Origin of the sequence: Caulobacter mirabilis (genome assembly GCF_002749615.1) — a bacterium.
In the GTDB taxonomy this organism is placed as follows: Bacteria; Pseudomonadota; Alphaproteobacteria; order Caulobacterales; family Caulobacteraceae; genus Caulobacter; species Caulobacter mirabilis.
Genome location: NZ_CP024201.1, coordinates 1,030,306 through 1,050,810, shown reverse-complemented (window position 1 = coordinate 1,050,810; position 20,505 = coordinate 1,030,306). Strand labels below are relative to the sequence as shown.

Sequence of the window (20,505 nt, the reverse complement as noted above, 5' to 3'; positions counted from 1 at the left end):
GCGCCATGAACCGCGTCGCCACCAGCTTCAGCTACTCCAGCGTCCTCGACAATCTGATGAAAGCCCAGCTCAAGGCCCAGCAGGCCAACGAGCAGGTCTCCAGCCAGAAGGTCGCCAACAGCCTCAAGGGATACGCCAACAGCGCCGAGACCCTGCTGGCCACCCGCACCATCCAGACCCGGGTGCAGGGCTTCCTGGACCAGTCCGAAACCCTGGCCTCCAAGCTGGATTCCCAGAACCTGGCCCTGACCCAGGTCGCCGACGCCGCCGGCGACGCCAAGCAGGCGATCATGGACGCCTTGGCCAACAACCGCGGCGAAGCCCTGATGAACCAGCTCTCCAGCCTGTTCGCCTCGGCCAGCGAGTCCCTGAACGCCAAGTTCGGCGGGCGCTACCTGTTCGCGGGCGGCCAGTCGGAGACCACGCCGGTCACGGCCCAGAAGCTGTCGGATCTCACGGCCGGTCCGGTGGCCAACGTGTTCAAGAACGACGGCCTGAAGACGGTCAGCCGCCTCGACGAGACCTCGACGATCCAGACCGGCTTCCTGGCCGACGAACTGGGGACCGGCCTGTTCACCGCCTTCCGCGACGTCCAGGCCTATGTCGAGGCCAACGGCCCCTTCACCGGACAGTTGACCACGGCCCAGGCCAACTTCCTGCAGGGCATGCTCGACGACTTCGACGGCGCCCGCACCAGCCTGACCAACGCCGCCGCGGCCAACGGCCTGCTGCAGAACCGCGTCGAGAAGACCATCGAGAGCCAGGAAGCCCGCAAGCTGATGCTCGACGGCCTGGTCGGCGGCATCACCGACGCCAACATGCCCAAGGCGATCAGCGAGCTCGAGAAGGCCCAGGTCGCGGTCCAGGCCTCGGCCCAGGTGTTCAACTCCCTGAGCCAGAGCTCCCTGCTCGGGCTGCTGAAGTAGGCGCGACAGGGCGCCGGGTCGCAATTTCGGCCCGCACACTCTAAATAGCGCGGCATGAACGCCCATCTGCCCATCGCGGACATCGCCGACGACGTCGTGCGCGCGGCCGTCGGACTGCCGACGGGGACACGCGTGGTCGCGGCCATGTCCGGCGGCGTCGACTCCACCGTAACCGCCGCCCTGCTGGCCAAGGCCGGCTATGATGTGGTGGGCGTGACGCTGCAGCTCTACGACCACGGCGCGGCGATCCAGAAGAAGGGCGCCTGCTGCGCCGGCCAGGACATCCTCGACGCCCGCCAGGCGGCGGAGGCGATCGGCATCCCGCACTACGTCCTCGACTACGAAAGCCGCTTCAAGCAGCAGGTCATCGAGGACTTCGCCGACGCCTATCTGCGCGGCGAGACGCCGATCCCCTGCGTGCGCTGCAATCAGACCGTCAAGTTCCGCGACCTGCTGGACGTCGCCCGTGACCTGGGCGCCGAAGCGATGGCGACCGGCCACTACGTCCGCCGCGAGGACGGTCCGAACGGCCCGCAGCTGCACCGCGCCGCCGACGCCAACCGCGACCAGAGCTATTTCCTGTTCGCGACCACGCGCGAACAGCTCGACTTCCTGCGCTTCCCCCTGGGCAGTCTGCCCAAGCCGGCGGTCCGCGGGATGGCGGCGGAGCTCGACCTGTCGGTGGCCGATAAGCCCGACAGCCAGGACATCTGCTTCGTTCCGGAAGGCAAGTATCACACGATCATCGACCGCCTGCGGCCCCAGGGCGCGGAGGCGGGCGACATCGTGCACATGGACGGCCGCACGCTGGGCCGCCACGAAGGCGTCACCCGCTACACCATCGGCCAACGCCGCGGCCTGAAAGTCGGCGGCGGCACGGGCGAGCCGCTGTTCGTGACCAAGATCGACGCCGACCGGCGCCAGGTGATCGTCGGCCCGCGCGAAGCGCTGCTGACCCGCGCCCTGACGCTGAAGGAAGACAACTGGCTGGGCGAAGAAGCCGCCATCGCCGAAGCGGCCGACGCCGGCCGCGCGGTGCTGGCGCGCGTGCGCTCGACCCGCGAGCCGGTCCCCGGCCGCCTGACTCTGATCGATGGCCAGATCGCCGTGGCGCTGGACACGCCGGAAGAAAGCGTCGCCCCGGGCCAGGCCTGCGTGCTCTACGCGCCGGAAGACCCGACCCGCGTCCTCGGCGGCGGCTTCATCGAAACGGCGGTGCGGGCGGCGTAGAGCCGTCCGCCCGCTCTTCCTCCAAGGCTCACATCTTCGGCGCCTCTTACCTCCCCGTCCAATATAGGATAGGGGGGTATGCTATGGCTCACACGAAAACGAACGCCGACGCCCTGCTCAAGCGGGTCCGCCGCATCGCCGGCCAGGTCGCCGCCATCGAGCGGGCGATCGAAGGCGACGCCGACTGCGCCCAGACCCTGCACCTGGTCGCCGCCACGCGCGGCGCGCTGAACGGCCTGCTCGACGAGATCGTCGAGGACCACATCCGCGAGCATGTCGCCAGGCCAAGCCTTTCCGACGCCGAGCGCGCCGTGGGCGCGGAACAGGTGATCGAGGCCTTCCGCCGCTATTCGAAATAGGCCTGCCATGACGACGCCCAGCGACATCGACGCCTTCGCCCATGATCACGTCTTCCTGGGCGCACAGCACGACCGCAACGCCCGGCGCACCCTGTGGGTGGTCGCGCTCACGGCCGCCATGATGGTCGTGGAGATCGCGGCCGGCTACTGGTCCGGCTCGATGGCGCTGTTGGCCGACGGCTTCCATATGGCGACCCACGCCGGCGCGCTGGGCATAGCCGCCATCGCCTATGCCTACGCCCGCCGCCACGCGACAAACAAACGGTACAGCTTCGGCACCGGCAAGGTCGGCGACCTGGCCGGCTTCGCCTCGGCCCTGATCCTGGGCCTGATCGCGCTGGGCATCGGCCTGGAATCCGTGCGCCGCCTGTTCGAGCCGACGACGGTGGCCTTCGGCGAGGCGACGATTGTCGCGGCCGTGGGCCTCGTCGTGAACCTGGCCAGCGCCCTGCTGCTATCGGGCGGGGGGCATCATCATGGATACGGCCACGACCATCACCATGATCACGACCATCACCATCACGACGGTCACGACAACAACCTGCGCTCGGCCTACATGCACGTCCTGGCCGACGCCCTGACCTCGGTGCTGGCCATCGTGGCGCTGCTGGCCGGCTGGCTCCTCGGCTGGACCTGGCTGGACCCCGCCATGGGGATCGTCGGCGCGATCGTGATCGGGCGCTGGTCCTGGAGCCTGATGCGCGACACGGCGGCCATCCTGCTCGACCAGACCGACGATCATGTCGCCGAGGAGGTTCGCGACCTGGTTGAGACGCCCGGCGACGCCCGAGTCACCGACCTTCACGTCTGGCGGGTCGGCCCTCAGGCTCACGCCGCCATCGTCAGCGTCATCGGCGCCGTCGATTGCAACGAGGTGCGCAAACGCCTGCAGCCGGTCCACGAGCTGGCGCACCTCACCGTCGAAGTGCGCTGACCGCCCCGCCTAAGGGTTGGCGACCCATTTGCCGCGCTGCGCGACGCAGCCCTTCTGCGCGGCCGCCAGGGAGGCGGCGTCGCGGGCGTAGTAGTAGGCCGAAGCCGGCTGTCCCATGATCCCGACACAGGCCGCCTGAGCCTTGGCCGGACAGGCCGGCAGGACGGTGGCCGTCGCCGAGCCGCCCATCTGGGTGAAGGCGGAGACGTTCTCCCGGCACTGGCTGGCGTAGTCTTCCGCCGAGCCGGGCATCGTGGCTTCGGAACAGTCCTTGATGGTCTCGCCCATCATCCGCCCCTCGATGAGGCAGGCCCGCTTCACCGCGCCGGGCGCCGCGGCGGTGGCCGGGACGGCCGCGAGCGCGCCGAGCGCGAGAACCGCCGCGGCGGCGGCAAGCGTCGAAAGCCGTTTCCGGCGAACAAGGAACAAGGTCGCTCTCCATGCCGATGCGAGGCGGCGGCGGGATGGAAGACCGCCGTTCGCCGTGAGGTTAGAGGAGCAGCGCGGGGAGGACAATTGGAGGCGGCGAGACGGCGGCATGCGTCGGGAACCGCTCTTCGTTCAGCTCGCCCCGGCGTCGTCCGGCGCGTCTGGACTGATCACTTCCCACCTACCGAGGAGCACCAGACCGGACGCCTTCGCCAGGGCGACCGACGCCGCGTTGTCCACCTGGCAGCGGTACTGGAGCTCATACCCCTGCTCACGGGCGAATTGGCCGATCGACTGAACGAGCGCGCGCGCATGGCCCCGCCCCCGCGCGTCCGGAAGCGTCAGCACGCCGAGGTCCGCCAGAGCCGCCTCGCCCCAGGGATAGGCGCTGGCCGCGCTGACCAGCCGGTCTCCCTCGAAGCATCCGAACACCGCCCAGTGGTCGAGTTCGACGTAGGAGTCCTCAAGGTCCTGTTCAGACGCCTCGGTCTGAAAGGCGTCGAAGGCCCCGCGGTCGGATTCGGCGAGCCGCCGAGGCGCGCTCCGCGGGTCAATCGGCCGAACCGGCGGTGGAGCATCAGGTAGATAGAAGACGAAGTCGGGGTCGTGCAGGGGCACGCCGGCCTCCGACAGGCTTCTTCTGAGGACGTCCAGGGAGACGCCCTCGGCCCTTTCGACGCCCAGGCGTTCCGCCACCGCCGGCGTCATGGCGACGCGCGCGTTGCCGTCGGCGTCTTCGAGGATCATGACGCGACGCGCGCTTCCGAGATCGGAATTCACCGCAATCGAGAGCCGGCCGTCGCTCACGAGCACAGCCCCGCTGGAGAAGATGGTCCGCCAGTAGTCCAGGACCGAGCGAGGCAAGTTCGTCATGGCCGGGGGCATAGCATCACGCGCGCCGACCCGACAGCGGTCAACGCCCCCTACCCTTCCGCCCCCTCTAGTCGCTCGCGCAGCAGCGTCGTAACGCGGCGGACGGCGGCCACGTCTTCCAGCGCCAGGCCTTCGGACAGGCCATTCATCCAGGGCGCCTGCAGCCGCATGGCGTCGTCGTAGGCGCGCCGGCCCTTGTCGGTCAGCACGACCAGCTGGGCCCGACGGTGATGGGGATTGGCCTCGAACGCGACCAGACCCTCCCGCTCCAGATCGTTGACCAGACGCTGCACGTTCTGCCGATGCGCGCCGAGATCCCGCGCGAGCCAGGCTACGGGCTGCGGACGCTCCGCGGCGGCGACGGCGCCCATCACCTGCCAGCGGGCGCTGGTCAGCCCCAGATGCCCGACCAGCCGATCCCCCGCGCCGAGCAAGAGGCTGTTCAGCCTGAGCAGATCGAGGATCAACGGAGTCAGGGCTTCGGAAACAGGAGTCCGCTCGGAGGGCAAAACGTCACCAGACATTGCAATTGACATCATGATGACATTGTGCGCCAATTGGCATCACGATGTCATAAGCGATGCCTAACACCAATCTGGAGTCGCGTCATGCCCGAGCTTCGCCCCCTCGACCCGTCGTTTCCCATTCAGCGCCAGCTGGCCCTCGAAGCCTCGCCGGTCGTGCTGGTCAACCTCCTCACGCTCGACAAGGCCGACGAGGCCGCCTTCCTGGAGGCCTGGCGCGGCGACGCCGCCTTCATGAAAGCCCAGCCCGGCTTCATCTCCACCCAACTCCATCGTGCGCTGGGGGACAGTCCGACCTATCTCAACTACGCGGTCTGGGAGAGCACCGAGGCCTTCCGGACGGCCTTCGGCCAGCCGGCGTTCCAGGCCCGGATCGCCGAGTATCCGGCCTCCGCCGTCGCCTCGCCCCACCTGTTCCAGCGGGTGGCGGCGCCCGGCATCTGCGTCGCCTAGCGCGGGCGGCGCTCAGCCGCCTGGCGGTGATCCAACGCCAGCGTCGCGGTCAGGTCGCCGCAGACCCTCACCCGATTGGCGGGACAGGAGATGGTCTCCTGGCCGAAGACATGGTCCCCGTGACCGAACGCAACCCGCGTTTCGATCCGCTGACCTGGCGCCGACCGGACCGGCGCGGCGAGCCAGACGGTCATCACCGGCTTCTGGGGCGGCCGGGCGAGCCGGAAGTCCGGCGATCGGACGAAGCCGGCTTCAATCGCCCGCTCCACGATCAGCATCTGCCCGCCCTCGCCGCTGCGCCGGACCTCGACCGGCGTCAGCTCCGCCTGAGCCGAAGCCGTCGACGCCACGGCGAGAGCCGCCGCCAGGCCCAACGCCGCCGACAGAGTTCCCAGGTTCATCGCGAGCCCCCGCCGCTTTCCGGCCCGAAGCCTAGCCCCATCGCTGGGTCGACTATACTGTGCTTGACACAGTACATAGTCGCATACACTATGCATTGCACAGTGATGGGCGCGACATGGTAGAACGGAACGACATCGGGCTGACGGAGCTGCGGCGGGGCGTGCTGGTCCTGGCGACGCTCTCGCGGCTGCGCGCGCCGCAGTACGGCTACTCGCTGAAGCAGGCGCTGGCCGAGGGCGGCATGCCGGTCGAGGAAGGAACGCTCTATCCCCTGCTCCGCCGGCTGGAGAGCCAGGGGCTGCTGGTCAGTCACTGGAACACCGAGCATGCACCGCCGCGCCGCTACTATCAGCTCAGCCCGGAAGGCGAGCGGACGCTCGCCGCGCTGACCGCCGCCTGGCGCGATCAGGTGCGGGTGATGGACGGATTTCTGAGCGAAGGGACGGCGCGATGAACGCCAACGAGGTGATCGAGTCCTATGTGCGCGATACGGCGGCCTGCCTGCCGCGCAAGATGCGCAATGACGTGGCGTTCGAGCTGCGCGAGCTGCTCGGCGACGAGCTGGCGGCCAGGGCCGAGGCGGCAGGCCGCCCGGCGGACAAGGCCATGGCGCTGGAGCTGCTGACCGGCTTCGGCCGTCCGGCCGAAGCAGCGCGGCGCTATCACGAGCGGCCGGCGATTATCGATCCGGCCGACACCCACCACTTCGCGATCTGGACCCTGGCCGGCGCGGTCGGCCTGGGCGTGTTGTCGATCCTCGACACGAAGGGCGAGCTCGACCACGGCGGCCTGTTCCTGCAATGGATCGGCATCCTGACCCTGTTCTTCGGCCTGGCCGGGTGGTGGCGGCGCCGCAACCCGGGGAAGCTGGGCTGGAAGCCCAACCGCGGGGTCGAATACATGTCGCCGACGGCCGGCCTGTTCGCGGCCGCGATGACGCTGATCTTCCCGGTCTTCATGTACGCCGCGCCGGAGCGGTTCGTCGAAACCGCCTTCTTCGGGGCCTTCCCCGGCCGGGTCGCGGCCCTGACGGAGGCCTTCGCCGACAGCCCGTTGCGCTGGGCGACGCTGGCGCTTCTGGTCGCCTCGGCCGCCTACTACGCCGTGACCGGGTTGCGGCGCGGATACCACGGCTGGGCCCACTGGGCGGGGCTGGCGCTCAACGCGACGCTCGGCGCGGCCTTCCTGGCGCACGGCGCGCCGGGCGCGCCGACCGTCTTCGTCCTGCCCGCGGCCAACGCGATCGCGCTGCCGATCTTCCCGGCCATCGGGGCGCTGTTCCTGGCGGGCGCGCTGTACGACGTCTACCAACTGTGGGCGCGGATCACCCCTGCCCCCTCGCTGAAGGCCGCCTGAAACCGGCCCTACTCGTTAAGACGGGCGGCGCTCGGCGAACGCCGGAATGCAACCCGAAACGGGTAACGATCCTTCAAGAAAGGTTATCCACGCGAAATTTCGTCGCGCCCCCGGACGGAATTTCGCAGGACGCCGGAGTCTCCCGCGACTCATTCCGTCAATGTTTTCAAAGGCGCCTGAATCCCACGGGATTCACTGGGGATTCTCGGATCACGAAAGAGTCAGGCCGCACCCGAGTCGGCGCGACGCAGACGCGGCTTGCCCCCGATTCGCAAATCGGCTTAACGATTCTTTCCAACGGGCCGTTCACCATTAACCAGTCTTAAAGCAGCCCATCGGCACTGTGTGGCCGATGAGCTCCGGAGGCGGATTCCGCCTCGTCCAAAATCGTTACCGCGGGAGGGCCGCGGGGAGGGATCGATGCGCGTACTGCTGATCGAGGATGACAGCGCCACCGCTCAGACCATTGAGCTGATGCTGAAGTCCGAAGGGTTCAACGTCTACACCACCGACCTCGGTGAAGAGGGCGTCGACCTCGGAAAGATCTACGACTACGACCTGATCCTGCTCGACCTGAACCTGCCGGACATGAGCGGCATGGACGTGCTGCGCACCCTGCGCAACGGCAAGGTCAACACCCCGATCATGATCCTGTCCGGCTCGGCCGAGATCGACACCAAGGTGAAGACCCTGGGCGGCGGCGCCGACGACTACATGACCAAGCCGTTCCACAAGGACGAGATGGTCGCCCGCATCCACGCCGTGGTGCGTCGCTCCAAGGGCCACGCCCAGGCGATCATCCAGACCGGCGAGATCGGCGTGAACCTGGACGCCAAGACGGTGGAAGTGAACGGCATGCGGGTCCACCTGACCGGCAAGGAGTACCAGATGCTGGAACTCCTCTCGCTCCGGAAGGGCACGACCCTGACCAAGGAAATGTTCCTGAACCACCTGTACGGCGGCATGGACGAGCCCGAGCTGAAGATCATCGACGTCTTCATCTGCAAGCTGCGCAAGAAGCTGGCCACCGCCTCGGGCGGCAACCACTACATCGAGACCGTCTGGGGCCGCGGCTATGTGCTGCGGGATCCGCAGGACGCCAGCGGCGTGGTCGCCGCCTGACGTCCAAAGCCGAGCCGGAGCCCTCCTCCGGCGCCCGGCCAAGAAAAACGCCCGCCGGGAAACCGGCGGGCGTTTTCCGTTTTCGGCGCGAGGCCGGCGGCCTTATCGGCCTCCCGCCCTGCCGTCACACATCAGTTCGCCGTTCAGATTGTAGATGTCGCGCCCCTGGCAGATGCGCGTATCGATCGCGGTGCTCTTGGTTCGGCTGCCGAAGGTCAGCTTGCACTGCGCCCGCAGGACCGGCCCTTCCATGTAGGCGTTGCTGCAGGTCTGATGATAGCTGCCGTTCGGAACCTGCCCGCCGCCTCCGCCGTCTCCGCCGCCCGTGCAGGACAGACGGCCGTTGACGTTGGCGATGTCGCGGTTGCGGCAGCTGGCGACGCTGACCGAGCTGTTCTGATAGCGTCCGCTGGGGTCGCGACAGGCCGCCGACAGGATGCCGTTCCGCACATAGGCGTCGCGGCAGGTCTGGATGTAGCTGCCGTTCGGAATCTGATCTTCACCGCCGCCGCGCGAGCAGGTCAGGCGGCCGTTGTCGTTGGCGATGTCGCGACCACGGCAATCGTTGACGTTGATCGACGAGCTCTGCCAACGGCCGCGGCCATCCTGGCAACGGGCGCTCAGGGTCGAGCCGTCCATGTAGGCGTCGCGGCACGACTGCTCATAGCTGCCCGAAGGCGGACGACCGCCGCCGCCGCCGCGCGAACAGCTCAGGCGGCCGTTGTCGTTGGCGATGTCGCGGCCACGGCACTCGTTGACGTTGATCGACGAGGTCTGCCAGCGGCCCCGGCCGTCCTGGCAACGAGCGCTCAGGGTCGAGCCGTTCATGTAGGCGTCGCGGCAGGACTGCTGATAGCTGCCCGACGGCGGACGCCCGCCACCGCCGCCGCTGGAGCAGCTCAGACGGCCGTTCTCATTGGAGATGTCGCGGCCACGGCAGCTGTCGACGTTGATCGACGAATACTGCCAGCCGCCGCGAGCGTCCTGGCACTGGGCGCTCAGGGTTGAGCCGCGCATGGTCGTGTTGCGGCAGGACTGTTGGTAGCTGCCGGACGGCGGGCGATCCCAGCCGCCGCCTCCCCCGCCCTGGCTGCAGGTGAGATTGCCGTTGTTGTTGGCGATGTCGCCGCGGCAACTGTCGTACCGCAGGCTCGTGTTGCGCCAACCGCCGCTGGCGGTCTGGCAGCGTGCGGTCAGGAGCCGGGTTCCGCTGACGAACTGGGCGCGAATGTCGGCGCAAGAACTCCGATAGCTGCCGGAAGGTATAGACGTACCCTGCGCGGAGGCGGCGCCTGCGAACAGCAGGCTGGCGCCCGCGGCGACCAGGGCGGTTAGGAGACTGATCCTCATCTCTATTTCCCCTTTGCATCCCCCGCGTGCGGATGACGCTAGCATCGGCTCGTGACGAGCCCGACACACAGAACTGTGTGGCCGGCCCAAGGTTCCGTTGCGCTGTTACGCCGGACGTGGCTCCCTGGGCGCCTGATCCGGGGAGGGACAAGGCATGGGGCGTGTGGTCGCGTTGGTCGTTGCGCTGGCGGGCGCCCTCTTGCTGGCCTGGCAGGAGTCCCGGACCCCGCCCGCCCTGTCGATTTCAGCTCCGGCCGATGTGTTCTCCGCTGACCGCGCGCTGGTCGACGTCGCCCAGATCGCCAGAGCGCCGCATCCGACCGGCTCGGCCGAGAACCGGCGCGTCCGCGACTACCTGATCGGCCGGATGACGGCCCTGGGGCTGACCCCGACCGTTCACGCCGCCTCTTCCGTCCTTTCCGAACCCTGGGGCGGCGACGACTACGCCTTCGGCGGCGACGTCGAGAACATCGTCGGGGTGCTGCCCGGCCGCGACCGAAGCGCGCCGGCGATCGCCCTGATGGCCCACTACGACAGCGTGCCCGGCTCGCCCGGCGCCGCAGACGACGCCACCGGCGTGGCGGCCATCCTCGAGACCATCCGCGCCCTGCGCACCCAAGGGCCGCCGGCGCGGGACATCATCGTGCTGATCACTGACGGCGAGGAAGCCGGCCTGCTCGGCGCCAAGGCCTTCTTCGCCGAGCATCCGCTGCGCAAGCGGGTCGGGATGGTCATCAACCTCGAGGCCCGCGGCAACGGCGGACGGGCGGCCATGTTCCAGACGGGCCCGGACAATGGCGAGATCATCTCCGCTTTCGCGAGCAGCGCCACCCGTCCCGTCAGCAACTCCCTGGCCGTGTTCCTGTACGAGAACATGCCCAACGACACCGACTTCACCATCTCCAAGGAAGCGGGGATCGGCGGCCTGAACTTCGCCTTCATCGGCCGCCAGTTCGACTACCACTCGCCCACGGCCACAGTGGCCAACCTCGACCGCGGCTCGGTGCAGCATATCGGCGACCAGGCCCTGGCCGCGACGCGCACCCTGGCCTACGCCGACCGCCTGCCCGGCAAGGCGCCCGACAAGGTCTACAGCCAGGCGTTCGGCGATGTGATCCTGGCCTATCCGGCCTGGGGCGGTTGGATTCTGCTGGCGGCGGCGCTGGGCTTGATCGCCTGGACCGCCGTCCGCGCCCGCAAGGCCGGCGAACTGGCTCTGCCCGACACGCTGCGCGGCGTCGGCGCCAGCCTGACCCTGCTGACCGGCGGAGCCGTCTTGCTGCGGCTCGTCCGTCGGCTGGTCGGGGTCGACGAGGGCTACGTCGCCTTCCGGCCGCTGCTGGCCCAATGGACGCTCTGGGAGACCGTCCTGGCGCTGGTCGCCGTCGGCGTCCTGCTGCTGATCCCGGTCCTGCTGGCCCGCGGCGGCGCCCGCGTCCGGCTGGCCGTCGCCTTCGTGCTGGCCGGCGCCCTGTGCTCGGTCGCCGGCTGGGACCCGATCGGCCTCGGCCTGGGCGTCGCGGCGGGCGTGCTGGCGTTCACGAGCTTCGGCCGCCCCGCCGCCCTGCCCGGCGCCTGGCTGGGCGCGCTGGCCATCGCCGCGGTCGTCGCCATCGGCCTGCAGATCGCGCTGCCGACGGTGACGGTGCTGGTCGCCTGGCCCCTGGCCGCAGGCGCTCTCGCCGCCGCCGTCACCCGCCTGGGCTCCCGCAAGGGCGCGGGCTCGACCGTGGCGCTGATCGTGGTCGCCGCCGCGGCCGGCGGCTGGCTGGCCGTCTATTTCGACGGCGTGGCCCAGGGCCTTGACCTGCCGGACATCCTGATCCTGTTCCCCTGGCTGGCCGCCCTGGCGGCCTGGCCGCTCGCGGCCGATCCGAGCCGCCGCGGCCTGTCCGTGCCCCTGCTGATGTTCGCCGTCGCCGCGGTGCTGGTCGTGCTGTTGAGGTTCGGCGGGCACTGGACCGAACGCCACCCCCAGACCGCGACCGTCCTCCATGTCTCCGACAGCACGACCGGCCAGGCCTGGCGCGTGACCCAGGACGACCCGCCGGCCGCCTGGACCCTCAAGGCCCTGGGCGCCGGCCTGACCGAGAAAGCCTTCCCGCCGCTGGTCCGTCGCCCCGTCGCCGCGGCCCCGACCCGGGCCGTCCCGCTGCCTTCGGCGACGGTGGAGGGCGGCCGTCAGGCCGACGGTTCGGTGCGCGTCACGGTCCGCCCGCCCGTCGGCGCGCGGGTCCTGATCCTGGATGTGAAGTCGGACGTGAAGGCGACCCAGACCCGCATCCAGGATCATGACGCGGCGATGCTCGCGAAGCCGGGCCGCTGGACGCGCGTACGCTGGGTGTCGGCGCCGGACGGCCTGACCCTGGCCTTCCGTCCCGCCGGACCAGGCAAGCTGGAGATCCGCCATGCGGCGATCACCGACGGCTGGCCGGCCGGGGCCGAACCGCTGCCGGCCCGCCCGGCGAACACGATGCCGTTCGATCAGTCGGATTCCGCCGTGACGATCGGCGCGACGACGGTCGCCTGGTGAAGCCCGGCGCGAGGGTTGTCACGACGGATCATCCCCTGCACTAAGCCGTCATGAGCACCGTCACGATCTATCACAACCCCGCCTGCGGGACCTCGCGCAACACCCTGGCCCTGATCCGCGAGAAGGGGATCGAGCCGACCGTCGTCGAGTATCTGAAGACAGGCTGGACCAAGCCCCAGCTGACCGCGTTGCTGGTCAAGATGGGCAAGGCTCCGCGCGACATCCTGCGGGTGCGGGGAACACCGGCGGAGGAGTTGGGCCTGACCGCGCCCGACGCCTCCGACGACAGCATCCTGGAGGCGATGACGCAGCACCCGATCCTGGTCGAACGGCCCATCGCCGACACGCCGAAAGGCGCCGCGATCTGCCGCCCCGCCGAGACCGTCCTGACGCTGCTCTGAGCACGCCTTGCGCGCCCGGGTTGACCGAGTGCGTGACAAAATGCGCGAAGCACCGAATATTGCTTGCGTTTCGGATGGCTAGACGGGCAAGAACCGGCCCACTGATTGCTGGGGGGCAGCCCAGCCGTGTCATTCTGACGCTTGCGGCATCGTCAACGACGGGGGACCGATGCAGGAGTTTGATCCCAGGCGCCCGACGCTTCGTTTTGCGCCGAAGATCCTTGTCGCCGTCGCCGGATTGTCCGCGCTCGGTCTGTGCTGGAAGCTGACCGCCGGGCCGGAGGCGTCCGCCTCGAAGCCGCTCGACCAGGTCCAGCTCGCCGCCCTGCAGCATGCCGCCTTCGCCCAGGCCGAGGCCCAGCCCGGCTTCGACCGCGGCGAGAACGTCAACGTCGAGGTCCGCCCGGGCGAGACCCTGACCGCCGCCGTGGCCCGCAGCGGCGTCGGCGACGCCGAGGCCCGCAACGTGGTCGGCGTCCTCAGCCAGGCCATGGACACCGTCAACATCAAGGCCGGCATGGACTTCGTGGCCTCGGTCGCCCAGCCGCGCGACGGGCATGGCCAAGCCCGCCTCATCGGCCTGTCGATGCGCACCGATGCGGCCAAGACCATCACCGTCTCCCGCACCTTCGACGGCGCCCTGCGCCTGCGCGAGATGGAGGAGAAGGTCCGCGAAGAAACCACGGTCGCCTGCGGCAAGATGGACGGTTCGTTCCACGAGAGCGCCAGCGCCGTCGGCGCCGACTCCGGCATCGTGGCCCAGGCCTCCAAGCTGTTCGCCCACAAGATCGACTTCTCGCGCGACATCAAAGCCGGCGACCCGTTCTGCCTGGTCTTCGATCGGAAGATCACCGAAAGCGGCCGCACCATCGAGGCCGGCGACCTGCAGTACGCCGAGATCAAGGGCCAGCGCTTCTACGGCTTCACCAACGCCCAGGGTAAGCAGACCTTCCTCGACAGCGTCGGCAAGACGGTGAAGAGCATGTTCCTGCGCACGCCCGTCGACGGCGCGCGCATCACCTCCAAGTTCGGCGTCCGCCGCCACCCGATCCTCGGCTACAACAAGATGCACCAAGGCATCGACTTCGGCGCCGGCACAGGCACGCCGGTCCTGGCCTCGGGCGACGGCGTCGTCGTCGAGGCCCGCCGCTGGGGCGGCTATGGAAACTGGGTGCGCATCCGGCACGCCGACGGCTGGGAGACCGGCTACGCCCACCTGTCGCGCTACGCCAAGGGCCTGCGCCCAGGCCAACGGGTCAGCCAGGGCCAGGTCATCGCCTATGTCGGCTCGACCGGCGCCTCGACCGGCCCGCACCTGCACTATGAGATCTGGCGCAAGGGCCAGCGCGTGAACCCGATGGGCGCCAAGATCGCGGTCGGCACGTCGCAGGACCCGCGCGACATCGCCGCCTTCAAGGCCGCCAAGACCCGCCTGGACGCGCTGGTCGCGCCCAAACGCATCCTGGTCGGCGCGCCGGCGCCGGTCGAGGCGACCGAGCCCGGCGACGGGAAGAAGCTGATCAAATCCGACTTCGACGCCAACCGCCCCGCCCTGAAGCCCCGCGCGGGGTAGGGCCAGGGACAGGCTCCCGCAGGGTACGTATCCCTGCGCACAGGCCAATAGGGGACACGCACCGCTTCGCGGAGCATGTCCCCGCCGATCCTCAGGTCCTGAACGCCGCGACCTGGGCCGTGTCCAGGTATTCGTCCAGACGGACGATCCTGCCGTCGGAGACCTGGCAGATACAGGCCGCGGGCAGCGACACCACCTTGCCGTCCTTCCGGGTCGCGGTCAGCACATGCTGCTGGACGAAACCGCCCGCGAACACCGCCACCTTGCGCTCGCCGTAGACCCGCGTGGGGCAGCGCTCGATCATGCCGGTCAGGACCTTCAGATTGTCCTCCCGTCCCTGCTCCAGCATGTCGAAGTTGTGCCAGATGACGACCTTCTCGTCGTAACAGGCCGTCACCGTCGCCACGTCTCCCTGCTCGATCGCATCGAAGAACCGCTTGGCCAGGCTCTCGATCTCCGCGGCTTCCATTCGGCGCCCTCCATTTAATTAGTATTCGAAGCGTTATAGCTCTGGTCGACGGCCGTCCAGCCCCTGCCCCGGCTCCCGCCATCGACAGGACGCGGCGCTGGCCTTAAAGACCTCCGCCTTCGTCTCATCCTCAACGGACCGATCCCTTGCGACTTCCCCAGGCCCGCCTCGACCAGGTGCTCGACCGCTTCCGCGAGATCGAGGCCCGCATGGGCGCCGCCTCGGACGGCGCCGAGATCGTCAAGCTGTCCAAGGAGCACGCCGAGCTGAAGCCGGTGGCCGATGCGGTGCAGGCATTGCAGAAGGTCCAGGACGAGCGGCCGGAGCTGGAGGCCATGGCCGCCGACCCGGACCCCGAGATCTCGGAGCTGGCCCGCGACGAGCTGGAGCGGCTCGACGAAAGCCTGCCGGAGATGGAGCGCGCCGTCGCCCTGCTGCTGGCGCCGCGCGACAAGGATGAGAACGCCTCGGCCATCCTCGAGGTGCGGGCCGGCACCGGCGGCGACGAAGCGGCCCTGTTCGCCGGCGACCTGTTCCGGATGTACCAGCGCTACGCCTCCACGCGCGGCTGGAAGGTCGAGGTCGACAGCGTCTCCGAAGGCGAAATGGGCGGCTACAAGGAAATCATCGCCTCGATCACCGGCGAGGGCGTGTTCGGGCGGCTGAAGTTCGAGAGCGGCGTGCACCGGGTGCAGCGCGTGCCGGAGACGGAAGCCCAGGGCCGCATCCATACCTCCGCCGCCACCGTCGCCGTCCTGGCCGAGGCCGAGGACGTCGAGATCGAGATCAACGACGCCGACCTGCGGATCGACACCTACCGGTCCAGCGGCGCCGGCGGCCAGCACGTCAACAAGACCGACTCCGCTGTGCGGATCACCCACCTTCCCACCGGAATCGTGGCGACGAGCTCGGAGCGTTCGCAGCACAACAACCGTCGCAAGGCGATGGCGACGCTGAAGGCTCGCCTCTACGACATGCAGCGCCAGGCGCTGGACACCGCCCGGGCCGACGCCCGCAAGAGCCAGGTCGGCAGCGGCGACCGCTCCGAGCGCATCCGCACCTACAACTTCCCCCAGGGGCGGGTGACCGACCACCGGATCAACCTGACGCTCTACAACCTGCCCAAGATCATGGAGGGCGAAGCGCTCGACGACGTCATCGAGCCGCTGATCGCCGAGGATCAGGCCAACCGCCTGGCCACGTTGGAAGACGAGCTGGGCTGATCCTGACGCTCGGGCAAGGATTACCGAAGGTTCAGTAGACGTCCGCCCGGGTTTCCGGCCATCTCGCCGCCGAGATGGAGGCTCACCGTATGCGTACCCTGGCGGTCATCGCCCTCGCCCTGTCGCTGACCGGCTGCGCCGAGCGCGTCCGCACGCCCAAGCAGGCGGAGCTGAGCTGCCACATCGGCGTCTATCGCCTGGCCGATGGGACATTGGTCGACGTGGGGCCCACCGACGACGCGCGCCTGCGCTGGCGACGCATCGACGGCGCCTTCGGCCGCCTGACCGAACAGGCCGACGGCGAGTGGGTCAGCACCCTGGGCCTCACCGACCGCGCCGACGGCGTGAAGGTCGCCTTCGGCGACTGCAGCGGCGGCCGGATCCGTTTCGCGGGCATGGATGGCGGACGGCTGCGGCTGGTGACGAAAGACACCACCTTCAAGAGCAACGGCGAGACCCTGTTCGGCCGCCTGATCCTGCCGGAGGGCGACGCCGAGGTTCCCATCGTCGTGCAGGTGCACGGGTCGGAAAAGTACGCCCATTCGGTCTTCAACCATCGCCAGCGCCTCTATCCGGCGGCGGGCGTCGGGGTCTTCGTCTACGACAAGCGGGGCACCGGGCGGTCAAGCGGCCGCTACACCCAGAACTTCGACCTGCTGTCCGACGACGCCGCCAAGGCGCTCATGGAGGCTCGGCGGCTGGCCGGGGCCCGCGCGGCGCGCGTGGGCTTCGAGGGCGGCAGCCAGGGCGGCTGGGTCGCCCCCCTGGCGGCCACCAAGACGACGGCGGACTTCGTCATCGTCGGCTACGGCATGGCCGAAGGAACGCTGGCCGAAAACCGCGAGGAGACGCTGCAGGGCCTGCGCGACAAGGGCTACGGCGAAGACGTCCTGGCCAAGGCCGGTCCGGTCGCCGATGCGGCCGGCGTGATCATGGCCAGCGGTTTCCGACGCGGTTTCCGTGAGATGGACGCCCTGAAGGCCAAGTACGGCGGCGAGCCCTGGTTCAAGGACCTGGAAGGCGAGTTCACCGGCCAGTTCACCCGCACGCCGTCGTTCATGCTGCAGATCTTCGGCCCGATGCAGGACGAGGGCACCAGCTGGACCTACGATCCCATGCCGACCCTGCGCGATCTCAAGACTCCGCAGCTCTGGGCGCTGGCCGCCGAGGATCGCGCGGCGCCCGAACCGGAGACCCGCCGCCGCCTGACCGCCCTGGCCGAAGCGGGCCGGCCGATCACGGTGCTGGAGTTCCCCGCCACCGACCATGGCATCTACGAGTTCGAGACGGCGCCCGACGGCAAGCGCACGCCGGTGCGCGTCGCGGAAGGCTTCACCCGCGCGGTTCTCGAGTTCGCGACGACGGGTCGGCTGGCGTCTTCGTCGTACGGGACCGCTCTACGGTTCCCCGGGCCTGGCGCCACAGCCCGTCCGCTTGTCGTCGCGCCGCGCCAGCCCCGCGCCTGAGCGTCTCGCGCAGGTGCAGCGGCTGGCCGACGGTGTCGGCCATGACCGCCCCGCGCTGTCCCATCGGCGCCTCGGCTCCGACCGTGGAGTCGACGGCGGTCTGGTGTTCGATCTCGGCGTTGAACTCGGCGCCGATGAGCAGGCACATGACCGAGAACCAGACCCACAGCATGAAGGCCACCACCGCGCTCAGCGGGCCATAGGTCGCGTCGAAGTGGGCGAGATTGTTCAGGTACCAGGAGAAACCCAGCGATCCGCCCAGCCAGCCCGTCGAGGCCAGCACGGCGCCGCAGACCACCCATCGCCAGCGCGCGCGGCGACGGCTGGGGCCATAGCGATAGACCACGGCATAGGCGAGGATGGTCAGCCCCGCCACCACCGCCCAGCGCAGCGGTATCCAAAGGCTGTCGAACCGCGCGAAGCCCAGGTCCTTCATGATCAGCGGCGCCGCGACCAGCACCACGGTGACCACCGCCAGGAAAAGCAGCGCGCCCAGGGTCGAGGCGTAGGTGATCGCGGTGCGTCGGAAGTAGTCGCGCTTCTCATCCTCGTCGTAGGCCACGTTGAGCCCTTCGAAGAGGGCCTTCATCCCCGCGTTGGCGGACCAGACCGAGACCAGCAGGCTGAGCAGGAAGGCCGCCGACAGCTTGCCGGGGTGCTGCCCCGCCAGCCGCAGCATCTGCTCGCCGACGATCTGGATGACACTGGTCGGGAAGACGTCGGCCAAGCCGCGCAGCTGACGCTCGGCGGCGGCGACGTCGGAGACCAGGCCGTACAGCGACACGAACGCGCCGATGGCGGGGAAGATCGCCAGCAGGACATAGAACGTCACCCCGCCGGCCGTGCTGGGGAGCTTGTCCCGCGAGATCTCCCAGCCTGTTCGCCAGACGATGTCGCGCCAGCCCATCGGCGGGATCCGCAGGGGCGAGGCGGCCGCCCTGCCCCGTCCCGGCTCGGCGCGGTCGAAGGCGTCCGGCGCCATCGCCCGGTCCTCGCTCATGCCGGCCGGCGGCCGCCGGTCCGGCCAGAACAGCACCGTCGCCGCGAGGCCGATCCAGGGCAGCAGGTGATAGGGACGGGACCGTCCCCACCGCCAAACCGCCTTCATCCTGTCGTTCCAGGGGTTGTCCATTCCGCCTCAACACCCGGCGTCGCCGCGTGTTCCAGGGTTGCGGGACCTCCCGCGCTGGTGCAGTGACGACGTCATGGCCGCCACGATAACCGCCCTGTATCGCCACCCTGTGAAGGGCTTCACGCCCGAGCGCCTGAACAACGCCGACCTGGCCGCGGGCGGCCCCTTCCCTTGCGACCGGCTGTTCGCGGTGGAGAACGGACCGAGCGGCTTCGATCCGGCCGCTCCGGCCTTCATCCCCAAGCAGAAGTTCACCGTCCTCATGCGCATCGCCGAGGTCGCCAAAGCCCGCACGCGCTACGACGAGGCCACAGGCGTGCTCCACGCGACGGCCGAGGGGCTGCCGCCGATCTCGGCGGACCTGGGCGGCGATCCGGGCCGCGAGGCGTTCGCCGCCTGGCTGACCGACCTGCTCGACGAAGAGGCCCAAGGGCCGCTGAAGGTGATCCGCGCGCCGGACGACTGGCGGTTCATGGACCACCCCCAGGGGCATGTCTCGATCATCAACCTGGCCAGCGTGCGCGACCTCGAAGCGAAGATCGGCCGCCCGGTCGACCCGCTGCGCTTCCGCGGCAACCTCTACGTGGAGGGCTGGGAGCCCTGGATCGAGAACGAGTGGACCGGCCGCGCGTTGCGGCTGGGAAGCGCCGAAGCCACGGTGTTCAAGCCGATCGTGCGCTGCGCCGCCACCCACGTGGACCCGACCACCGCCGAGCGGGACATGGATGTGGTCAAGGCCTTGTTCGACAACTACGGCCACATGTTCTGCGGCATCTATGTGCATACGCAGACGGCCGGACAGGTCGCCGAAGGCGACATCGCGGAGTTGCTGTCATGACCGCCACCCTGGTGAAGGCCTGGAAGGCCGGACGCGCGGAGCTGGAAGCCGCTGGCGTCGACCAGCCGGTGATCGACTCGCGCCTGCTGCTCGAGGCGGCGGCCGACGTCAGCCGCCTGGACATCATCACCGACCCGCACCGGGAGGTGAGCGAGACCCAGGCCGCGACCTACAACGAGTTCCTGGCCCGGCGAGCCCGCCGGGAGCCGGTCAGCCACATCCTCGGCCGCAAGGGCTTCTGGAAGATCCTGCTGCGCGTGACCCCGGATGTCCTGACGCCGCGTCCGGACACCGAGGTGATCGTCGACGAGGTCCTGAAGGCGTTCCCGGAAGCCATGGCCTTCAACATGCTGGACCTGGGCGTCGGCTCGGGCGCGATTCTGCTGGCGGTCCTGGCCGAACGGCCGGCGGCCAAGGGCCTGGGCGTCGACGTCTCCAGCGAGGCCCTGGCGGTCGCGCGGGAGAACGCCGCCAACCTGGATCTCGACGGCCGGGTGGCGCTGCTGCGCGGAGACTGGACCTCGGGTCTGGCCGACGCCAGCTTCGACGTCGTCGTGTCCAACCCGCCCTACATCGCCACCGAGGAGATCGAGACCCTCGATCCGGAGGTGCGGGACCACGAACCGCGCCTGGCCCTGGACGGCGGCGCGGACGGCCTCGACGCCTATCGCACGCTGGCCCCCGAGATCCTGCGTGTGCTGAAGGTCGGCGGATTGTTCGCCGTCGAGATCGGCCATACCCAGTCCAAGGCGGTCGAGGCCCTGTTCCGCGACGCTGGAGCCGCCCAGGTCAGAACGATCAAGGACCTCTCCGATCGCGACCGAGTCGTCGTCGGTGTGAGAAACCCCTTGGAAACAGGGGTCTGAGACGCTACATCTCGACTCGTTCCCTCCCAGATCGCCGAAGATCGCA

General features: G+C 69.3%; 21 protein-coding genes and 1 pseudogene. 15 read left to right on the top strand and 7 right to left on the bottom strand.

Annotated features, from left to right (window positions below; all coding sequences use genetic code 11):
• Nucleotides 1–5: 5 nt before the first annotated feature.
• From CSW64_RS05135 to dmeF, 4 genes are all read left to right on the top strand, one after another.
• Nucleotides 6–926 (top strand): flagellin, encoded by a 921-nt coding sequence (locus CSW64_RS05135; protein ID WP_099621095.1) that lies wholly within the window; start codon nt 6–8, stop codon nt 924–926.
• Nucleotides 927–980: 54 nt separating this feature from the next.
• The gene (mnmA, locus tag CSW64_RS05130) at nt 981–2,156 is read left to right on the top strand and encodes a tRNA 2-thiouridine(34) synthase MnmA (protein ID WP_172448460.1); all 1,176 of its coding nucleotides are present in this window, start codon (nt 981–983) and stop codon (nt 2,154–2,156) included.
• A gap of 83 nt (nt 2,157–2,239) precedes the next feature.
• Entirely contained in the window at nt 2,240–2,515 is a 276-nt protein-coding gene (locus CSW64_RS05125) for a metal/formaldehyde-sensitive transcriptional repressor (protein WP_099621094.1), read from the top strand.
• A 7-nt stretch (nt 2,516–2,522) separates the two neighbouring features.
• On the top strand, nt 2,523–3,449 hold the full coding sequence (gene dmeF / locus CSW64_RS05120) for a CDF family Co(II)/Ni(II) efflux transporter DmeF (RefSeq protein ID WP_099621093.1): 927 nt from the start codon (nt 2,523–2,525) through the stop codon (nt 3,447–3,449).
• Nucleotides 3,450–3,458: 9 nt separating this feature from the next.
• Here the strand turns inward: dmeF and CSW64_RS05115 are convergent, their stop codons facing one another.
• The 3 genes from CSW64_RS05115 to CSW64_RS05105 form a co-directional block, all read right to left on the bottom strand.
• Nucleotides 3,459–3,878: a hypothetical protein gene (locus CSW64_RS05115; protein ID WP_099621092.1), complete on the bottom strand. Its 420-nt coding sequence runs from the start codon at nt 3,876–3,878 to the stop codon at nt 3,459–3,461.
• A 132-nt stretch (nt 3,879–4,010) separates the two neighbouring features.
• The gene (locus CSW64_RS05110; protein ID WP_216361235.1) at nt 4,011–4,685 is read right to left on the bottom strand and encodes a GNAT family N-acetyltransferase; all 675 of its coding nucleotides are present in this window, start codon (nt 4,683–4,685) and stop codon (nt 4,011–4,013) included.
• Between the two features lie 116 nt (nt 4,686–4,801).
• A complete protein-coding gene (locus CSW64_RS05105) occupies nt 4,802–5,218 on the bottom strand; it encodes a MarR family winged helix-turn-helix transcriptional regulator (protein WP_245863835.1) in 417 nt (138 codons plus the stop codon).
• Nucleotides 5,219–5,359: 141 nt separating this feature from the next.
• Between CSW64_RS05105 and CSW64_RS05100 the strand changes: the two genes are divergently transcribed.
• The gene (locus tag CSW64_RS05100; protein WP_099621090.1) at nt 5,360–5,728 is read left to right on the top strand and encodes an antibiotic biosynthesis monooxygenase family protein; all 369 of its coding nucleotides are present in this window, start codon (nt 5,360–5,362) and stop codon (nt 5,726–5,728) included.
• Here CSW64_RS05100 and CSW64_RS05095 read toward each other — a convergent pair.
• A complete protein-coding gene (locus CSW64_RS05095; protein ID WP_099621089.1) occupies nt 5,725–6,129 on the bottom strand; it encodes a hypothetical protein in 405 nt (134 codons plus the stop codon). The genes CSW64_RS05100 and CSW64_RS05095 overlap by 4 nt on opposite strands.
• Before the next feature lie 116 nt (nt 6,130–6,245).
• On the opposite strand from CSW64_RS05095, the gene CSW64_RS05090 reads away from it, so the two are divergent.
• From CSW64_RS05090 to ctrA, 3 genes are all read left to right on the top strand, one after another.
• The gene (locus tag CSW64_RS05090; RefSeq protein ID WP_099621088.1) at nt 6,246–6,584 is read left to right on the top strand and encodes a PadR family transcriptional regulator; all 339 of its coding nucleotides are present in this window, start codon (nt 6,246–6,248) and stop codon (nt 6,582–6,584) included.
• Nucleotides 6,581–7,486 carry a hypothetical protein gene (locus CSW64_RS05085; protein WP_099621087.1) on the top strand — a complete coding sequence of 302 codons (906 nt, stop codon included), beginning with the start codon at nt 6,581–6,583 and terminating at the stop codon, nt 7,484–7,486. The genes CSW64_RS05090 and CSW64_RS05085 overlap by 4 nt, the downstream gene beginning before the upstream one ends.
• A 420-nt stretch (nt 7,487–7,906) precedes the next feature.
• Nucleotides 7,907–8,608 (top strand): response regulator transcription factor CtrA, encoded by a 702-nt coding sequence (gene ctrA / locus CSW64_RS05080; RefSeq protein WP_099621086.1) that lies wholly within the window; start codon nt 7,907–7,909, stop codon nt 8,606–8,608.
• Between the two features lie 102 nt (nt 8,609–8,710).
• Here ctrA and CSW64_RS05075 read toward each other — a convergent pair whose 3' ends face one another.
• Nucleotides 8,711–9,958, bottom strand: a complete 1,248-nt coding sequence (locus CSW64_RS05075; RefSeq protein ID WP_172448459.1) for a CVNH domain-containing protein — start codon at nt 9,956–9,958, stop codon at nt 8,711–8,713.
• 154 nt (nt 9,959–10,112) lie between these two features.
• Between CSW64_RS05075 and CSW64_RS05070 the strand changes: the two genes are divergently transcribed.
• The 3 genes from CSW64_RS05070 to CSW64_RS05060 all read left to right on the top strand — a co-directional run bounded on the left by CSW64_RS05070 (nt 10,113) and on the right by CSW64_RS05060 (nt 14,465).
• Complete coding sequence (locus tag CSW64_RS05070) at nt 10,113–12,491, top strand: M20/M25/M40 family metallo-hydrolase (RefSeq protein WP_099621084.1); 2,379 nt, start codon at nt 10,113–10,115, stop codon at nt 12,489–12,491.
• 50 nt (nt 12,492–12,541) lie between these two features.
• A complete protein-coding gene (gene arsC / locus CSW64_RS05065) occupies nt 12,542–12,892 on the top strand; it encodes an arsenate reductase (glutaredoxin) (RefSeq protein WP_099621083.1) in 351 nt (116 codons plus the stop codon).
• Nucleotides 12,893–13,061: 169 nt separating this feature from the next.
• Nucleotides 13,062–14,465 carry a M23 family metallopeptidase gene (locus CSW64_RS05060; protein WP_099621082.1) on the top strand — a complete coding sequence of 468 codons (1,404 nt, stop codon included), beginning with the start codon at nt 13,062–13,064 and terminating at the stop codon, nt 14,463–14,465.
• A 91-nt stretch (nt 14,466–14,556) separates the two neighbouring features.
• On the opposite strand, the gene CSW64_RS05055 is transcribed toward CSW64_RS05060, so the two are convergent.
• A complete protein-coding gene (locus CSW64_RS05055; RefSeq protein ID WP_099621081.1) occupies nt 14,557–14,934 on the bottom strand; it encodes a nuclear transport factor 2 family protein in 378 nt (125 codons plus the stop codon).
• A 146-nt stretch (nt 14,935–15,080) separates the two neighbouring features.
• On the opposite strand from CSW64_RS05055, the gene prfA reads away from it, so the two are divergent.
• On the top strand, nt 15,081–16,157 hold the full coding sequence (prfA, locus tag CSW64_RS05050; protein WP_099621080.1) for a peptide chain release factor 1: 1,077 nt from the start codon (nt 15,081–15,083) through the stop codon (nt 16,155–16,157).
• A 74-nt stretch (nt 16,158–16,231) separates the two neighbouring features.
• Nucleotides 16,232–17,425 (top strand): annotated as a pseudogene (locus CSW64_RS22430) (alpha/beta hydrolase family protein); the annotation flags it as partial.
• Nucleotides 17,426–17,489: 64 nt separating this feature from the next.
• Here the strand turns inward: CSW64_RS22430 and CSW64_RS05045 are convergent.
• Complete coding sequence (locus tag CSW64_RS05045; RefSeq protein ID WP_245863834.1) at nt 17,490–18,755, bottom strand: YihY/virulence factor BrkB family protein; 1,266 nt, start codon at nt 18,753–18,755, stop codon at nt 17,490–17,492.
• A gap of 73 nt (nt 18,756–18,828) precedes the next feature.
• Here CSW64_RS05045 and CSW64_RS05040 point away from each other — a divergent pair, with 73 nt between their 5' ends.
• Nucleotides 18,829–19,593, top strand: coding sequence for an MOSC domain-containing protein (locus CSW64_RS05040; RefSeq protein ID WP_099621079.1), 765 nt, complete (start codon nt 18,829–18,831; stop codon nt 19,591–19,593).
• Nucleotides 19,590–20,459 (top strand): peptide chain release factor N(5)-glutamine methyltransferase, encoded by an 870-nt coding sequence (gene prmC, locus CSW64_RS05035; protein WP_099621078.1) that lies wholly within the window; start codon nt 19,590–19,592, stop codon nt 20,457–20,459. Before CSW64_RS05040 ends, prmC begins: the two co-directional genes overlap by 4 nt.
• Nucleotides 20,460–20,505 lie beyond the last annotated feature (46 nt).

Bases quoted from the DNA above. Each gene is read 5' to 3' on its own strand.
- CSW64_RS05045 (WP_245863834.1), bottom strand. From the start codon at position 18,755: ATGGACAACCCCTGGAACGACAGGATGAAGGCGGTTTGGCGGTGGGGA.
- CSW64_RS05055 (WP_099621081.1), bottom strand. From the start codon at position 14,934: ATGGAAGCCGCGGAGATCGAGAGCCTGGCCAAGCGGTTCTTCGATGCG.
- CSW64_RS05135 (WP_099621095.1), top strand. From the start codon at position 6: ATGAACCGCGTCGCCACCAGCTTCAGCTACTCCAGCGTCCTCGACAAT.
- CSW64_RS05040 (WP_099621079.1), top strand. From the start codon at position 18,829: ATGGCCGCCACGATAACCGCCCTGTATCGCCACCCTGTGAAGGGCTTC.
- mnmA (WP_172448460.1), top strand. From the start codon at position 981: ATGAACGCCCATCTGCCCATCGCGGACATCGCCGACGACGTCGTGCGC.
- CSW64_RS05125 (WP_099621094.1), top strand. From the start codon at position 2,240: ATGGCTCACACGAAAACGAACGCCGACGCCCTGCTCAAGCGGGTCCGC.
- CSW64_RS05075 (WP_172448459.1), bottom strand. From the start codon at position 9,958: ATGAGGATCAGTCTCCTAACCGCCCTGGTCGCCGCGGGCGCCAGCCTG.
- CSW64_RS05085 (WP_099621087.1), top strand. From the start codon at position 6,581: ATGAACGCCAACGAGGTGATCGAGTCCTATGTGCGCGATACGGCGGCC.
- CSW64_RS05060 (WP_099621082.1), top strand. From the start codon at position 13,062: ATGCAGGAGTTTGATCCCAGGCGCCCGACGCTTCGTTTTGCGCCGAAG.
- prmC (WP_099621078.1), top strand. From the start codon at position 19,590: ATGACCGCCACCCTGGTGAAGGCCTGGAAGGCCGGACGCGCGGAGCTG.
- arsC (WP_099621083.1), top strand. From the start codon at position 12,542: ATGAGCACCGTCACGATCTATCACAACCCCGCCTGCGGGACCTCGCGC.
- CSW64_RS05100 (WP_099621090.1), top strand. From the start codon at position 5,360: ATGCCCGAGCTTCGCCCCCTCGACCCGTCGTTTCCCATTCAGCGCCAG.
- CSW64_RS05090 (WP_099621088.1), top strand. From the start codon at position 6,246: ATGGTAGAACGGAACGACATCGGGCTGACGGAGCTGCGGCGGGGCGTG.
- CSW64_RS05070 (WP_099621084.1), top strand. From the start codon at position 10,113: ATGGGGCGTGTGGTCGCGTTGGTCGTTGCGCTGGCGGGCGCCCTCTTG.
- ctrA (WP_099621086.1), top strand. From the start codon at position 7,907: ATGCGCGTACTGCTGATCGAGGATGACAGCGCCACCGCTCAGACCATT.
- CSW64_RS05095 (WP_099621089.1), bottom strand. From the start codon at position 6,129: ATGAACCTGGGAACTCTGTCGGCGGCGTTGGGCCTGGCGGCGGCTCTC.
- dmeF (WP_099621093.1), top strand. From the start codon at position 2,523: ATGACGACGCCCAGCGACATCGACGCCTTCGCCCATGATCACGTCTTC.